This is a genomic window from Sphingomonas sp. CCH9-E2, assembly GCF_001557215.1.
Taxonomy (GTDB): Bacteria; Pseudomonadota; Alphaproteobacteria; order Sphingomonadales; family Sphingomonadaceae; genus Sphingomonas.
On record NZ_LSJM01000094.1, the window covers coordinates 1 to 15,570 of the forward strand.

13 protein-coding genes are annotated in these 15,570 nt (G+C 66.5%); 2 read left to right on the top strand and 11 right to left on the bottom strand.

Annotated elements, in window-relative coordinates:
* Positions 1 to 69: 69 nt before the first annotated feature.
* Both atpA and AX681_RS23555 read right to left on the bottom strand, forming a co-directional pair.
* Positions 70 to 1,599 (bottom strand): F0F1 ATP synthase subunit alpha, encoded by a 1,530-nt coding sequence (gene atpA, locus AX681_RS23550; RefSeq protein ID WP_066656822.1) that lies wholly within the window; start codon positions 1,597 to 1,599, stop codon positions 70 to 72.
* An 11-nt stretch (positions 1,600 to 1,610) separates the two neighbouring features.
* Positions 1,611 to 2,165: a F0F1 ATP synthase subunit delta gene (locus tag AX681_RS23555; protein ID WP_066656820.1), complete on the bottom strand. Its 555-nt coding sequence runs from the start codon at positions 2,163 to 2,165 to the stop codon at positions 1,611 to 1,613.
* A gap of 218 nt (positions 2,166 to 2,383) precedes the next feature.
* Between AX681_RS23555 and AX681_RS23560 the strand changes: the two genes are divergently transcribed.
* A complete protein-coding gene (locus tag AX681_RS23560) occupies positions 2,384 to 3,340 on the top strand; it encodes a hypothetical protein (RefSeq protein WP_066656818.1) in 957 nt (318 codons plus the stop codon).
* Positions 3,341 to 3,380: 40 nt separating this feature from the next.
* Positions 3,381 to 4,019 carry a hypothetical protein gene (locus tag AX681_RS23565; protein ID WP_066656816.1) on the top strand — a complete coding sequence of 213 codons (639 nt, stop codon included), beginning with the start codon at positions 3,381 to 3,383 and terminating at the stop codon, positions 4,017 to 4,019.
* 39 nt (positions 4,020 to 4,058) lie between these two features.
* On the opposite strand, the gene AX681_RS23570 is transcribed toward AX681_RS23565, so the two are convergent.
* The 9 genes from AX681_RS23570 to mfd form a co-directional block, all read right to left on the bottom strand.
* Positions 4,059 to 5,507: a DEAD/DEAH box helicase gene (locus AX681_RS23570; protein WP_066656814.1), complete on the bottom strand. Its 1,449-nt coding sequence runs from the start codon at positions 5,505 to 5,507 to the stop codon at positions 4,059 to 4,061.
* Between the two features lie 223 nt (positions 5,508 to 5,730).
* Positions 5,731 to 6,804, bottom strand: a complete 1,074-nt coding sequence (mtnA, locus tag AX681_RS23575) for an S-methyl-5-thioribose-1-phosphate isomerase (protein WP_066656812.1) — start codon at positions 6,802 to 6,804, stop codon at positions 5,731 to 5,733.
* A complete protein-coding gene (mtnC, locus tag AX681_RS23580) occupies positions 6,801 to 7,493 on the bottom strand; it encodes an acireductone synthase (RefSeq protein WP_066656811.1) in 693 nt (230 codons plus the stop codon). Before mtnC ends, mtnA begins: the two co-directional genes overlap by 4 nt.
* Complete coding sequence (locus tag AX681_RS23585; RefSeq protein ID WP_066656809.1) at positions 7,490 to 8,044, bottom strand: 1,2-dihydroxy-3-keto-5-methylthiopentene dioxygenase; 555 nt, start codon at positions 8,042 to 8,044, stop codon at positions 7,490 to 7,492. Before AX681_RS23585 ends, mtnC begins: the two co-directional genes overlap by 4 nt.
* Positions 8,041 to 8,661 (bottom strand): methylthioribulose 1-phosphate dehydratase, encoded by a 621-nt coding sequence (locus AX681_RS23590; protein WP_066656807.1) that lies wholly within the window; start codon positions 8,659 to 8,661, stop codon positions 8,041 to 8,043. The genes AX681_RS23585 and AX681_RS23590 overlap by 4 nt, the downstream gene beginning before the upstream one ends.
* Positions 8,661 to 9,821 carry an aminotransferase gene (locus tag AX681_RS23595; RefSeq protein WP_066656805.1) on the bottom strand — a complete coding sequence of 387 codons (1,161 nt, stop codon included), beginning with the start codon at positions 9,819 to 9,821 and terminating at the stop codon, positions 8,661 to 8,663. The genes AX681_RS23590 and AX681_RS23595 overlap by 1 nt, the downstream gene beginning before the upstream one ends.
* Positions 9,822 to 10,368: 547 nt before the next feature.
* Positions 10,369 to 11,433 carry a hypothetical protein gene (locus AX681_RS23600; RefSeq protein WP_156442592.1) on the bottom strand — a complete coding sequence of 355 codons (1,065 nt, stop codon included), beginning with the start codon at positions 11,431 to 11,433 and terminating at the stop codon, positions 10,369 to 10,371.
* Positions 11,434 to 11,449: 16 nt separating this feature from the next.
* Entirely contained in the window at positions 11,450 to 13,066 is a 1,617-nt protein-coding gene (locus AX681_RS23605; protein ID WP_156456036.1) for a hypothetical protein, read from the bottom strand.
* Between the two features lie 219 nt (positions 13,067 to 13,285).
* The coding region (gene mfd / locus AX681_RS23610) for a transcription-repair coupling factor (protein WP_082749514.1) at positions 13,286 to 15,570 on the bottom strand (2,285 nt) is incomplete at its 5' end.

Here is a 15,570-nt window from a genome sequence, read left to right on the forward strand (position 1 = left end):
GTCGGGAGTGGAGCTTTCATGCCCCTCTCCCAACCCTCTCCCCGCGAGCGGAGAGAGGGCTATTTTGCTTTACGCGAACGTCTTGCCGAACGCGGCGAGCGCATCCTTTAGCTTCGCCTTGGTGTCGTCGCTCAGATCCTTGCTGTCGCGGATCGCGGCGAGGATGTCGGCGTGCTTGCTGCGCATTTCGGCGAGCATCGCGGCCTCGTAGCGGACGACGTCGGTCACCGCGACGCTGTCGAGATAGCCGTTGGTGCCGGCGAAGATCGACACGGTCTGCTCTTCGAATGGCAGCGGCGAGAACTGCGGCTGCTTCAGCAGCTCGGTCAGGCGCGCACCGCGGTTGAGCAGCTTTTGCGTCGAGGCGTCGAGATCCGAACCGAACTGCGCGAACGCGGCCATTTCGCGATACTGGGCGAGCTCGAGCTTGATCGAGCCCGACACCTTCTTCATCGCCTTGGTCTGTGCCGACGAACCCACGCGCGACACCGACAGACCGACGTTGATCGCCGGGCGGATGCCCGCGAAGAACAGGTCGGTTTCAAGGAAGATCTGGCCGTCGGTGATCGAGATCACGTTGGTCGGGATATAGGCCGACACGTCGCCCGCCTGCGTCTCGATGATCGGCAGCGCGGTCAGCGAGCCCGAGCCATTGGCTTCGTTGAGCTTCGCGGCGCGCTCCAGCAGGCGGCTGTGGAGGTAGAAGACGTCGCCCGGATAGGCTTCGCGGCCCGGCGGGCGGCGCAGCAGCAGCGACATCTGACGATAGGCGACGGCCTGCTTCGACAGATCGTCATAGACGATCACGGCGTGCATGCCGTTGTCGCGGAAATATTCGCCCATCGCGCAGCCGGTGTAGGGCGCGAGGAACTGCAGCGGAGCGGGGTCCGATGCGGTCGCGGCGACCACGATCGAGTACTCCATCGCGCCATTTTCTTCGAGCGTGCGGACGAGCTGTGCGACGGTCGAGCGCTTCTGGCCGACGGCGACATACACGCAATAGAGCTTCTTGCTCTCGTCGGTGCCGGCGTTGACGGTCTTCTGGTTGATGAAGGTGTCGATCGCGACGGCCGACTTGCCGGTCTGACGGTCGCCGATGATCAGCTCGCGCTGGCCGCGGCCGACGGGGACGAGCGCGTCGATCGCCTTGAGGCCGGTCTGCACCGGCTCATGCACCGACTTGCGCGGGATGATGCCCGGCGCCTTCACTTCGACGCGCGAACGCTGGTCGGAGACGATCGGGCCCTTGCCGTCGATCGGGTTGCCAAGGCCGTCCACGACGCGGCCGAGCAGGCCCTTGCCGACGGGCACGTCGACGATGGTGCCGGTGCGCTTGACGGTGTCGCCTTCCTTGATCTCCGAGTCCGAGCCGAAGATCACGATACCGACGTTATCCGCTTCGAGGTTCAGCGCCATGCCCTGAACGCCATTGGCGAATTCGACCATTTCGCCCGCCTGGACATTGTCGAGGCCGTGGACGCGCGCGATGCCGTCACCCACGCTCAGTACCTGGCCGGTCTCGCTGACCTCTGCCTCGGTGCCGAAATTGGCGATCTGGTCCTTGATGACCTTGGAGATTTCTGCGGCGCGGATATCCATGGTTCTAGCTTTCAGCCTTTCATCGCATGCGCGAGGGAATTGAGACGGGTCTTGATCGAGCTGTCGATCATCTGGGAGCCGATCTTCACGACCAGCCCGCCAAGGAGCGAGGGATCGACCGACAGGTCGACAGTGACGTCGCGGCCGACGCGGGTGCGCAGCTGCGTCTTCAGTTCAGCGACCTGCGCCGCGTCGAGCGGGTGCGCCGACACGACTTCGGCGGTCACTTCGCCGCGATGGCGCGCGGCCAGCGTGCGGAAGTCGCGGATCATGCCGGGCAGCGCCGACAGGCGGCGATTCTGGGCCAGCACGCCAACGAAGCGGATGGTGAGCGGATCGAGCTTCATCGCGCCCGCCGCCGCAGCGACGCCGCGCGCCGCTTCGTCGCGACCGAGCAGCGGGCTCTTGGTCAGCGCCGCAAAGTCGGCCGATTCGGTCAGCGCTTGGCGGACCGTGGCGAGGCTCGATTCGACCGTCGCGATCGAACCGCTCTCGCGCGCCAGATCGAACAGCGCAGTCGCATAACGACCGCTTAAGCTGGCTTGGATACCGCCGGAATTATCCACGGACGCGTGTTTCCTCTTGGACTCTAGAATGGCCCCATGGGGATTCGGGGGTGTGCCGGTGCGGCACCCCCGATGGGTTGGCGCGCGCCTAGCAAAGGGGTGGCCCGGATGCAACCTGTGTGACCGTGCGATGACGGCGGCGGGTGCTCAGCGGGCTTGCCGCAGATCGCGCCGGGTGCGAAACAACGGCGTACTGAGATTGCTCAGGGGGAAATGCCATGCTTCCGTTGCCGATCCGCGCCGGACTCGCCGTTGCCGCCGCCAGCCTGTTTGCGACCGCCGCTTATGCCGAAAGCGTGCGCATGACCGGACGCTTCGCAGCGCCCTATCGCGACGCCGCGATGCTCGATTCGCTGCGGGTCGGGCGGATCGGGGGCGAGGACGGGATGCAGCTCGCGCTGGCCATCGAACGCGCATTGGGGCGGCCGGATATCGAGGGGCGGACTCATTTCGAGCTGATTGGCGGACCCGGCGGCGATGCCGACGGCCTGCTCAACGGCAATGTCGTCACCGGCGTTCAGGAAACGCGGTTCAAGCGCAAGGAGAAGGAGTGTGTCGAGCGCGAGGGCGGCAAACGCGACGGCAAATGCCTGCGCGAGGAAGAAGTCGAAAAGGATTGCACCCGGCGCATCATCAATGTGAATGCCGATCTGCGCATCACCGATGCGCGGGCGCGCGTCGTCTATGGCGTGTCGCGTCCGCGCCGCGATGAAACCAGCTGGTGCCGCGGCCAGGACCCGGCGCGCACGACCGAAGAGGCGATTCGCGGGATGATCATCGACATCGCCGAATCCGTCCGCAGCGACATCGTTCCGTCGGTCGAACTCTATTCGATCCGCTTTCGCGAAAGCACGCGCGGCCTGCCCAAGCCGCTCGAGCGTCCGTTCAAGGATATCGTCAAGCAGACGCAGCGTGACCTGCCCGCCGCCTGCGCAGCCTGGGCGGCGATGGACACGCAGGCGCCGAACCATCCGTCGATCACCTTCGACCTTGGCCTGTGCGCCGAATCGGCAGGCGAATTCGACAAGGCGCTGGCGCTGTATCGCCGCGCTGCGCCGCTGATCGGGCGTGGCGGGAACGAGGCGACAATCGGTGCCGACCGGGTCGCGCGGCTGATCGCCGGGCGTGCGGATGAACTGGCACGGGAGCGCGGGCGTAGGCCGACGCGGCGGTAAGGGCGCTCGATTTCGCATGGAAGTGCGTTAGCATCGCCCCATGAAATCGCTTCTTATGGCCGGCCTGGTCGCCGCTATCGTCACCCCCGCCGTCGCCCAGAGCCGCTTTCGCGTGGGATTGGTCGAGTTCACCGCCGCGCTGCCGGCGGGCTATTGTTCTGCGACGGAAGGCAAGGCTGCTGCTGTCGCGCAAATGCTGGCGAGTGCGGACAATCGCAACGTCACGCATCTGACCGCGTTATCGTGCGACGCGGACAAGGCGTGGAAGGACTATTTCATCCTCAAGACGCCGAACGAACTGCTGGCCGTCCGCACCAATACCGCCGAATTTCAGCGAGCCGTAGGGCCGGCGCTGAAAGCGGCCTCCTCGGCTAAGGATGTGGAAGAGGCGAGCACCAACCTGTCGCGCACCATGGGCAGCCCGGTTCAGGTCAAGGGCGAGGTGCTCGGCTATGGCCAGGACGCCCACTGCCTGTATCTCGGCGCGGTCCTCGACATGGTCGCACCGGAGCGGGGAATCAAATATACGCTGGCGATGAGCGGGTGCATGACCGTCGTGTCGGGCAAGGTCGTGACGATCTATCGATATGCGCCCGGCACGACCGATGCCGATATCCGCGCACTGATGCCGTCGGTGCTGGCGTTCGCAAAGGCGATCAAGCCGGTCTCCGCCAACTGATCCGCTCCCCCCGGCCGGGCCGGGAGGAGCGGGGATCGGTTAGCCGCGACGCTGGCCCTGGCCGCCGCCGCTGCGCTGGCCGCCGGTGGCGCCAGCGGGACGCGGGGTGAACTTCTTCTTGCGCGGGCCGTAGAAGCGCGGCTTGTCGCCGGCCGCTGCGCCTTCGCCACCGCGTGGGGCGGTGCCGAGTGTTTCGCGGCGCTCACCCGCCGGATTGCCGCGCGGGCCGCGGTCGCGCTGGGCGGCGCGGTGATGCGCGTTGCGGTCCTGCATCGTGCGGCCGTTGCGGCCGTTGATCTCGTCGCGGCTCATCGGGATCGGGCCGCGGCTCGACTTGATCCGGGCGGATTCGGCGAGGAAGTCCTCGGGCAGCGGCTGGATCGTCACCTTCTGACGGATCAGCTTTTCGATGTCGCGCAGATACGGCCGCTCGTCATCGGCGCAGTAGCTGATGGCGATGCCGGTCGCGCCGGCACGCGCGGTGCGGCCGATGCGGTGGACATATTGGTCGGGCACATTGGGCAGTTCGAAGTTGAACACATGGCTCACTCCAGACACGTCGATGCCGCGCGCGGCGATGTCGGTCGCGACCAGGATCTTGACCTTGCCCGACTTGAACTCGCCCAGCGCACGCTCACGCTGCGGCTGGCTCTTGTTGCCGTGGATCGCGTTCGCCGCGATTCCGCTCGCCGCCAGCAGCTTCACGACGCGGTCGGCGCCATGCTTGGTGCGGGTGAAGACCAAAGCGCGGTCGATGCTCGCGTCGCGCAGCGCGATCGTCAGCAGCGACTGTTTCTCGCTCTGGTTGACGTGAGTCACGAACTGCTCGACCCGCTCGGCAGTGGTGGCGACGGGGGTCACCTTAACCTCGACCGGATCCTTGATGAACTGGGTCGCGAGGTCGCGGATCGACTTGGGCATGGTGGCCGAGAAGAACAGGGTCTGGCGCTTGCTGGGCAGCTCACGGACGATGCGCTTCAATGCGTGGATGAAACCCAGGTCCATCATCTGGTCGGCCTCGTCCAGCACCAGGATCTCGATGCCGAGCAGGATGGCGTAGCATTGCTCGATCAGGTCGACGAGGCGGCCGGGGGTCGCGACGACGATGTCGACACCGCGGGCCAGGTCGGTCTTGTTCTTGTGGATCGACGTGCCGCCGAACACGGTCGCGACGCTGAGCTTGGTGCCCTTGCTATAGTCGCGGGCGCTCTGCGCGATCTGGCTGGCCAGTTCGCGGGTCGGGGCGAGGACGAGCATGCGGCACCCACGCGGCTGCGCGCGCTTGTTCGACGCGACGAGCCGCTCGATCGAGGGGAGCATGAACGCGGCGGTCTTGCCGGTGCCGGTCTGTGCGATGCCGAGCAGGTCGCGCCCTTCGAGCAGCGCGGGGATCGACTGCGCCTGGATCGGGGTCGCGGTGGTGTACCCCTTTGCCGACAGCGCAGCCAGCGTGGTCTCGGACAGGCCGAGGGTCTTGAATTCAGTCATGGAGTCTCTTTGCATAACGGCCAGCGCGCATGCGGAATGCGCGCGCGCAGGCGGGTCAAAAAATTGACGACCCGCGTGATTTGGGAAGCCGAGCAATCAACCGAGGCGGAGCCAGGGGCCGGATGGTCACCGGAACCCGATCACGCTGCATAACGCCTCGCTGCGCCGCGATATGGCAGCAGCGTTGACATAAGTCAAGGTCAGGGGCGTCGTGACGCGTCGATCAGGTCGGCAGGATGCGCGCGTCGAGCATGGCCGCCAGTGCGGCGGCATCCGCCGCGACCCCCGCCTCGGTCACATAGCCGGTGACGAGCGCTGCCGGGGTGATGTCAAAGGCAGGGTTGCGCACGGGAGCGCTTGTGACCCGCAGCTTCTGGCCGCCCTCACCGACAACAAACGCGACCTCTTCGCTATTGCGCTCCTCGATCGGGACGCCGGCCCCGGTCGGGGTCGCCGGGTCATAGGTCGATGATGGCAGCGCCACGTAGAAGGGCACGCCGTGCGCCTGTGCGGCCAGCGCCTTCAGATAGGTGCCGATCTTGTTGCAGACATCGCCATTGGCGGTCACCCGGTCGGTGCCGACGATGACCATGTCGACCTCACCGCGTTGCATGAGCAAGCCCCCGGCATTGTCGACGATATAGCTGTGCGGCACGCCATGTGCGGCGAGTTCGAAGGCGGTGAGCGCGCCCTGGTTGCGCGGACGCGTTTCGTCCACCCACACGTGCAGCGCGATGCCCTCGTCATGCGCGCGGTAAAGCGGCGCGGTCGCCGTGCCCCAGTCGACCGTGGCCAGCCAGCCGGCATTGCAATGGGTGAGGATGTTGACCGGTGCCCCACCCTTGCGCGCGGCGATGTCGCGAATGATGCCGAGCCCGGCTTCGCCGATCGCGCGGTTCATCGCCACATCTTCGTCGCAGATGCGCGCCGCTTCGTCATGCGCAGCGGCGGCACGCTGCGCGGGCGGCAGCGGGGAGACGGCACGGCGCACGCGGTCCAGCGCCCAGAGCAGGTTGACCGCAGTCGGACGGGTGTTGCGCAGCCGATCGAAGCTGGCGACCAGACCGGCGTCGGAGGGGGCGGCCTTGAGCCCGAAGGCCAGGCCATAGGCCGCGACCGCCCCGATCATCGGTGCACCACGGGTCGCCATGTCGGCGATCGCGGTGGCGGCATCCTCGACGCTGCGCAGTACCATGCGCTCGACCGTCCAGGGCAGCAGACGCTGATCGAAGATACCGACCGACCACCCATCCGGCTCGACCCAGATCGAGCGGGTGGTGACGCCGTCGATCCTCATGCGAACGCTCCTTCCGGCAAAATTGCGTTGAAGCCCTCGGCCACCGGATAGGGCGATGCCAGCGGCGCAGCATCGCGGGCCAGCAACGTCACCATCAGCCCCGCCGAGGCCGCTGCATCCAGTTCCGCAGCGACATCGGAAAGGAACAGGATTTCGCCCGGCGGAACGCCGATGGCGTCGGCGACGGCGGCATAGGAAGCGGCCTCCTTCTTCCCGCCGATGGCGGTGTCGAAATAGCCGGAAAACAGGGGCGTGAGGTCGCCATCGGCGGTATGGCCGAAGATCAATTTCTGCGCGGCGACCGAGCCGGAGGAATAGACGTAGAGCTTAATCCCGCGCGCATGCCAGCGCTTCAGCCCCGCAACCGCGTCTGGATAGACATGGCCCTGAAGCGCGCCCGTGGCATAGCCATTTGCCCAGATCAGCCCCTGCAGCGCCTTGAGCGGCGCGATCTTGCGATCGGCATCGTGCCATTCGAGCAGCAGCGCCGTGCAGCCAGCGGTGTCGAGCGCGGGCACCCCGGCTTCGGCGCGCACGGCGTCGAGGATCGCCGCCATATCCGGCCTGGCCGCGTGCGCCGCGACATAGGCCGCCAGCCGCGCCCGGCTATAGGGAAACAGCACGTCATGGACGAACGCGATGCTCGACGTGGTTCCTTCGATATCGGTGACGATCGCGCTGGGCGTCACGCGGCGATGCCTTGATAGAGCGGGATGGCGTCGGCGATCGGATCGCCGGTGAACTGCGCCACCCAACCGTCGGGCAAGGTGAACAGCCGGATCACGGTAAAGCTCGGCCGTTCCCCCGTGTCGAACCAATGGTGCGTGCCGGCCGGTACCGCGATGAGATCGCCCGCCGTGCATTCCAGCGCATGGACCAGCCCGCCGGCATGGATGTAAAACAGGCCAGCGCCTTCGACGAAAAAGCGCACCTCATCGTCATGGTGGATATGTTCGGCCAGAAACCTGGCGCGCAGTTCGGCGCGCTGGGGATGGTCGGGGTCGAGCCGCAGCACGTCGCAGCTCTGATAACCGCCGCGGGCCTTCAGCGCGTCGATGTCATCGGCATAGGCTGCGAGAATATCGGCATCGCTAGACGCAGCCGCCAGCGGCGCCTTTGGCACCCAGCGCTCCAGCAGGATGCCGTGCGGGGCCAGCGCTGCGGCGATGGCGGCATCATCGGAAAGCTGCTGGCGCACGGCATACGGCGCGGCGTCGTCATACTGGGTCAGGCTGGTCATCGCTTGGCACCTTCGCGCTTCAGTTCCTCCCACGCGCAGGTGAGCAGGAACTCGATGGCTTCGATCATATTTTCGGCAGCGTCCATCGTCGGGCCCCAGCCATAAAGCCCATGGCCGCGGATGTAGAAGGCCGGGACGATCGGGCGTTGCGCCGCAAGCACGGGCCGCAGCTGCTGCGCCAAGGCGGTCATGTCCTGGCTGTTGTCGACGATCGGGATCGCGATGCTGGTGTCGTGGGTGTCGGTGCCGGGAAAGATCTTGAGCAATTCATAGCCGCTCAGGACGATCGCGTCGCCCAGCGCGCGGCTGAGCACGGTGCCGGAGACCGAATGGGTGTGCAGCACCGCCCCCGCGCCGGGGTCGCATTCATAGACCAGGCAGTGGAGCAAGGTCTCGGCGGAGGGGCGCTTGGCATCGAGCGGGCGGCCGGTCGCATCGACGCGCATCACTCCGTCGGGCGTCAGCCGTCCCTTGTGCGCGCCGGACACGGTTACGGCGATGCTGCCATCGGCGAGCCGGATCGAATAGTTGCCGGCGGTGGCGGGGGCGAGGCCGCGGGCATCGAGGCGGCGACCCGTCTCGACGATCAGCGCGGCGGCAGCGGCGGCATCATCCATCACGACAGGCTCTTTCGAAACGCGCCCAGACGTTCGACCGCGGCATCCAGCGTGTCAGCGCCCTTCGCGAAACAGAGGCGGACATAGCCCGTCAGCGGCGCCCGGGCATAGAAGGAACTGATCGGGATCGCCGCGACGCCGGCCTCGGGGATCGACCGCTCGCAGAAGCTCTGGTCGTCCAGCGCGATCCCCGACGCGGCGAGATCGATCGTCACGAACCAGGTCGCGGCACTGGGCAGCACGGCATAGCCCGCATCCTGCAGCCCGGCGATCAGGCGGGCCCGGCCCGGCTGATAGCGCGCGCGGTGCGCGGCGTGCCAGGCGGCGGGAAGGTCCAGCCCCTCCGCCACCGCCCATTGCAGCATCGGCGGGGTGGTGAAGGTCAGGAACTGGTGGCTGGCCCCGATCTGCGCGATCAGCTCCGGCGCGGCGCAGGCCCAGCCGACCTTCCACCCGGTCAGCGAAAAAATCTTGCCCGCCGACCCGATCTTGACCGTGTGGTCGCGCAGGCCGGGAATGGCGAGCGGCGAGACATGGCCGGCGCCGTCGAACTGCATCGCCTCCCACACCTCATCGCACAGCAGGATCACGCCGTGCCGCTGCGCCCAGGTCGCGATGGCCTCCAGCGTCGCCCGGTCGATCCGGCTGCCCGCCGGATTGTTGGGCGTGTTGAGGATCAACATCCGCGTCCGCGCACTCGTCGCCGCGAACAGCGCGTCGAGCGGCAGCGTCCAGGCCGGCGGGGTCAGATCGACGAACCGCGCAACGCCCCCGGCACGCTGCACCAGCGGGACATAGGCGTCATAGAGCGGCTGGACCAGAATGACCTCATCCCCCGGGCGGACCAGCGCCAGGATCGCGGCCGCCAGCGCCTCTGTCGCGCCGGAGGTGACGAGCACCGCGTCCTCGGCAAGCTCAAGCCCCTGTTCGCGGGCATAAAAGGCCGCGATCGCCTGTCGCAGCCGGGGCAGGCCGCGCATCGGGGGATATTGGTTGCTGTGCCCGCTGAGCGCGGATTGCGCGGCGGCGATCAGCTCGGGCGGCTCGGGCAGGTCGGGAAAGCCCTGTCCAAGGTTGATCGCGCCGCTCGCCGCGGCGGCGCGTGACATGCGTTCGAAGATGGTCGTCGCGGGCGCCGCGAGTCCCTCAATCACCGTCATAAGTCGCGCGCATCCGTGCCGAGCCGAATCCCGTAGGGCTGCGCCGTCATACGCAGACGCGGACCGGTCCGCACCAAGTTTTGCGCGGCGGATGGCGGGGAAAACGGGCGCAGCGCCGAACCGGGCCGCGCGGCGGCGCATGGCCGGATCGGCGGGCGGCGGCGCGGAAGTTTGCACTGGCTTTACGCTGTCGTGCAGTCCGGCACGGTACGGGTGGGGCCGGAGAGGGCTAACGCGAAACTGACGAAGTTACGCGGAACGCGCTGCATCCTGTCAGCTTGCGCCGGGTTGCGGGCGGATGGTGCCGGGGCGGGGCTGACGAAGCTGACAAATATGCGCGTGTGTCAGGCGGGGTGTCAGCTTCGGACCACGGACAGCGCGGGTCCGGCGGCGGGGCGATCGACGGGGTCAAAGAGCGGTCGAAATGCGACCGGGGAATGAGAACATATCGGGTCCAACATTGCAAGCGGGGAAGGGCGCTCCGGCCGGCTGGACGCCCTCGATCGTTCAGGCGCGAGCCCCGTCTGCCATGACTTCAACCGCCGCCCTACGCCACCCGGTAGGTCGCGCAGGCCGAGATGTTGCCATTTCCGAAGGGTCCTCCCACTGCCGGTCCGTTTGCCCAAAGCCGATAGGTCCCGGCCGGGATGGAATAGCGCGTCGCGCCAAGCTTATATTCGGCACCGGTCCCCAGGTTGCGCATGAACAGCCGGGTGTGACCCGACACGTGGACCTGAATCTCGGGCCATCGCAGCGTGATCGTTACCGACTGGGCATTGCCGTAGACGTCCAAAGTGGCGCAGACGGTCTGCAGTTGCGGCAGTGGCGTGGGCGTGGGTTTCGGTTTCGGCGCCGGGGTGGGCTTTGGCTTCGGGCTCGGCGCGGGTGTCGGTTTGGGCGTCGGCCTGATCGTGCCGGAACCAGGCAGGGGGGATGGCCTGGGCATCGGCGTCGGCGTTGTCACGGGCGCATCGACACACCGTCCGGCCACGCGCTTCTTGCAAAGATATGCCCGACCGGCCGGTGGTGACTCGATCATTGCTTGTGGTCGAGGTGCAGGGTCTACAGAAAAGCCCGGCAGCGGCTTGCCGTCCTGCACGCCACCCGTGCAGCGAACCCCGCCGCCGCGATCGACGAGGCATGTTCCGGGCGAGTTCTGCTGAAACTGGCGTCTGATCGACACTTCTGGAGCTTCGAAGCGCGAAGCGCCGGAACCTTGTGTGCGGCGTGTTGCAGGTGGCGCGCCCGTCGGCCCGCCGCTGCCCCGGCCAGCAACCACGAGGCGGGTCGCGGGCCCGCACGTGCCGCAGTGGCGCAGGGCGTTGGCGCGCCCTTCCTCAATCTCGGCATCGGTAGCGCGCATCGTGCACTTCGGTGCGGAACCCGCTGGTACCAAACCGGCAGCTTCCAGTTCGGCAGCATAAGCGGGGCCGTAGGAGGCACGTTCGGCCACGGGCCCGACCGACCGAACCGGGGACATGTAGAGAATGTCCGAACTCACATTGTGCAGCGTGCAATAATAGACACTGAGCGGCGTTTGCGCAGGCGTCGACGGTGTGCCCGCCCATAGCAGCACAAGTGCAGCCAGCAGCATGAAGGCGAATCGGCGCATCGCGTCTCCCGTTCGCTCAGCGCGCGGTTTCGTAAAAGTTTATCGCGACCTTGGCGGAATCCGTAAACGCGGCATAAGTCCGATCACTATCAGCCTGGCTGTAGCCCTGCCTGATCGCATTCAAATACATCCAGTAATAATTATAGGCTCCAGCACAGAGCGAATGGAGCTGAACATCCGGCCCCTTCGAATTCTGCTGGAAGTATTGCTTGTAGTTGTCGACGGTATAGCCCCGGCAGGCTGGATGCCCCGACAGGATATTGGGGCGCGCAGCATAGCCCTTTCCAGCTGGTGCTGCCGAGCCTGCGGGTGCCGAAGGAGCGCCGCCGCCGGATGCGCTGGCAGGGTTTCCGCGAATCGCGCCGAGGATTGACTGCCCGCCCGGAGAGGCTCCGGTCGGGTCCATTGCAATGCCGGTTTCCTTGGTCAGTGCGTTCGTGAGCAGGTTGGCACCCGTCGTCGCCACCATGACCTCTCCGACCCGGCCGAGGGTCGCGAGCAATCCGCCCCCTTTCTTCTTTGCGGGCTCAGGAGGCGCGGGAGGAGCAGCCTGCTGCACAGCGACCTGCTCGGCCCGGTCGGGAGCCGCGGGTGGCGCGATCGGCACCGCCACTTGCAGCGCTTCGCTCGATACGATGGCACCACTCGTCGCCATCAACTGAATGGGGACGGTGGGAACTCCGCCAACCGCGCTTTGCACGAGAATATTCTCGTCCGGTATCCAGCTTTCGCCCTTCCGCTTATGCGTGACGAGTTGATAGCTGGTCGCGTCGATCAGCTTGCGGGTGGTGCGAATCTTGTTGCTCGACGCCGTCGCAACGATGGCGCCGTCCTCAAGGCTATAGCGATATTCGCCTCCGGCTCCGGTGCCCGTCAACGCTCCACTTGCGGGGTCGAGCGTCACGATCTCCTGATAGCTCTCCCCCTTTCGCGACGCATTATGGGTGACGACGAGCGATTTTCCGGGTTCGCGCCAGCGATATTCCGAGACGTAATCCGATTTGCCCGATCGCCACTTCCAGTCGGTGCCTGCCAATTGGACAAACGGCCCCCAGACCTTGGCCAGCTCCGCCTGCTCGGCGCGTTGGGCTGCCTGCGCTGCCGCAATTCGGCCGAGTTGCTCAGGCAATTCGGCTGAGCTGAGCTTACGCCATTCGACGCTTGCGCCCGGCCGGGTCGCGCCGTTCACGGTGATCTCGCTATCGACGAAGATCCGTTCAGGAGTTAGCCTGAGCGTTCGCCGCGTAATCGTCGCGCCGACTGCCTCGGCTTCGATCAGAACGCCTGCGCGCGGCATTTCCAGCACATATTGACGTTGCATTGCGGAGGTCGGCTGCACGGTTACCCGGGTAAGCGACAGTCCATTGGGTGCGAGCCGGACTTCGTCGATTTGCGGCTCCGTTTCGGACCGCGAATAGGTTTCAATGGCGAGGATCTCATTGCGCAGCTTCCAGCGATACTGGATGACGTCGCCGGATTTTTCATCGAGCCATGCAGTTCCTGCGAGCGGTGTCAGCGGACCCCAAATCTGTGAGGCGGCGGGAACGGCAGCTGCCGCAACGGGTCGCTTTCCACCCTTGCGCCGCTGCGCGCTTGCATCATCGGAAGCCATCACAAGATTGGCGCTCGCCACGATCGCGAGCGCGGGTATCCACCGCTTCATTCCAGACTGCCCCCAAGTCTAACCGACCGCGTTTCGCGAATAGCTCGTCTTGCGAAAAGCGCTCTATCTTCCCCGAATCAAAGGCAATTTACACGCGCAATGAAGAGCGAAAGTCAACTGACAGACCTGATATGGGACACGCGATGCGGTTACACCGAGGTTAGATGCGGCTGCGCAGCGCGAGACCCCTCACCCCGCCGCCTTAGCCAACCCCCGCGAAATCTGCAGCGCGGCGTTCAGCCGGGCCTTTGGCGTCGCGAACGCTCGCGCCACGACCAGTTTCATGTCGGGGCGCAGCTTGGCGGTGCCGTCGAGGCGTTCGACATAGGCCATCAGGCCTTCGACGCTGGGGAATTTGTCTTCGTGGAAGGTGACGAGCGCGCCCTTTGGGCCGACGTCGATCTTGGCGATGCAGGCGCGCTTGGCGTTCAGCTTGGCCTCGATCAGGGTGAGGAGGTTTTCGGTCTCCTCGGGCAGCTTGCCGAAGCGGTCGATCATCTCGGCGGCGAATTCGTCGATGCCACGCTTGTCCTCGACCTCGTTCAGGCGGCGGTAGAGGCCCATGCGCAGGTCGAGGTCGGGGACGAAGGTTTCGGGGATGAGGATCGGGGCGTCGACGGTGATCTGCGGCGACAGGTCGCGCGGGCGGGCGTCGTCGCGGATGCCGCCGGCCTTGGCGTCCATGATCGCTTCCTCCAGCATCGACTGGTAGAGTTCGTAGCCGACCTCCTTGATATGCCCGGACTGTTCGTCGCCGAGCAGATTGCCCGCGCCGCGAATGTCGAGATCGTGGCTGGCGAGCTGAAACCCCGCGCCCAGTGAATCGAGGTCGGAGAGGACCTTGAGGCGCTTTTCCGCGCCCTCGGTCATCAGCCGCTGGGGCGCGGTGGTCATATAGGCATAGGCGCGGGTCTTGGCGCGCCCGACGCGACCGCGCAGCTGATAGAGCTGGGCGAGGCCAAAGCGGTCGGCGCGGTTGACGATCATCGTGTTGGCGGACGGGATGTCGAGGCCGGATTCGATGATGGTGGTGGAGACCAGCACCTCATATTTCTTGTCGTAGAAGGCGGACATGCGCTCCTCGACCTCGCTCGCCGCCATCTGGCCGTGGGCGACGACGTAGCGGACTTCGGGCACGTCCTCACGCAGGAACTTCTCGATATCGGGCAGGTCGGCGATGCGCGGGGTGACGAAGAAGCTCTGCCCGCCGCGATAATGTTCGCGCAGCAGGGCTTCGCGCAGGACCACGGGGTCCCACGGCATGACATAGGTGCGGACCGCGAGGCGATCGACCGGCGGGGTCTGGATGACGGAGAGTTCGCGCAGGCCCGACATCGCCATCTGCAGCGTGCGCGGGATCGGCGTGGCGGTGAGGGTGAGCATGTGGACGTCGGTCTTGAGCGCCTTCAGCCGCTCCTTGTGCGTGACGCCGAAGCGCTGTTCCTCGTCCACGATGACGAGGCCGAGGCGCTTGAACTCGACGCCCTTGGCAAGGACGGCGTGGGTGCCGACGACGATGTCGATGGTGCCGGCTTCGAGCCCTTCCTTCGTCGCCTTGGCCTCGGCCGCAGGGACGAGGCGGGAGAGGCGGCCGACCTGGATCGGAAAGCCTTCGAAGCGCTGGACGAAGTTGGTGTAATGCTGGCGCGCGAGGAGCGTGGTGGGGCAGACGACCGCGACCTGCATCCCCGCCATCGCCGCGACGAAGGCGGCGCGCAGGGCCACTTCGGTCTTGCCGAAGCCGACATCGCCGACGACGAGGCGGTCCATCGGCTTGCCGGCGGCGAGATCCTCGAGCACGTCGCCGATGGCGCGGTCCTGATCGTCGGTTTCCTGGAAGGGGAAGCGGTCGACGAAGACGGGGTAGCTGCCGGGATCGGTCTCGGCCACGTCGGCGGGGCGCAGCGCGCGCTTGGCGGCGGTGGCGATGAGTTCACCCGCGATTTCGCGGATGCGCTCCTTCATCTTGGCCTTGCGCCGCTGCCAGGCTTCGCCGCCGAGGCGGTCTAGCGTCGCGGTTTCTTCGGAGGAGCCGTAGCGGGAGAGGACTTCGAGATTTTCGACCGGAACGTAGAGCTTGTCGCCGCCGGCATAGGAGAGGGCGACGCAGTCGTGCGGTGCCTGTTGCACCGGGATTTGCGTGAGCCCTTCGTAGCGGCCGATGCCATGCTCGATATGCACGACGAGGTCGCCGGGGGAGAGGGTGGCGAGTTCGGCGAGGAAGGCGTCGGTCGACTTCTTGCGCTTGTTGCGGCGGACCAGGCGGTCGCCGAGCATGTCCTGTTCGGTCAGCAGCGCGATGTCGGGCGAGGTGAAGCCGTGGTCGAGCGGGAGGACGATGAGGGCGACGGCACCGGTTCCCCTCCCGCTTGCGGGAGGGGTTAGGGGAGGGGCTGTATCCTCGGCGGTTCGCGTGCGGACAGGCCCTCCCCCGGCCCCTCCCGCAAGCGGGAGGGGAGTGCTGACGCCGAGGG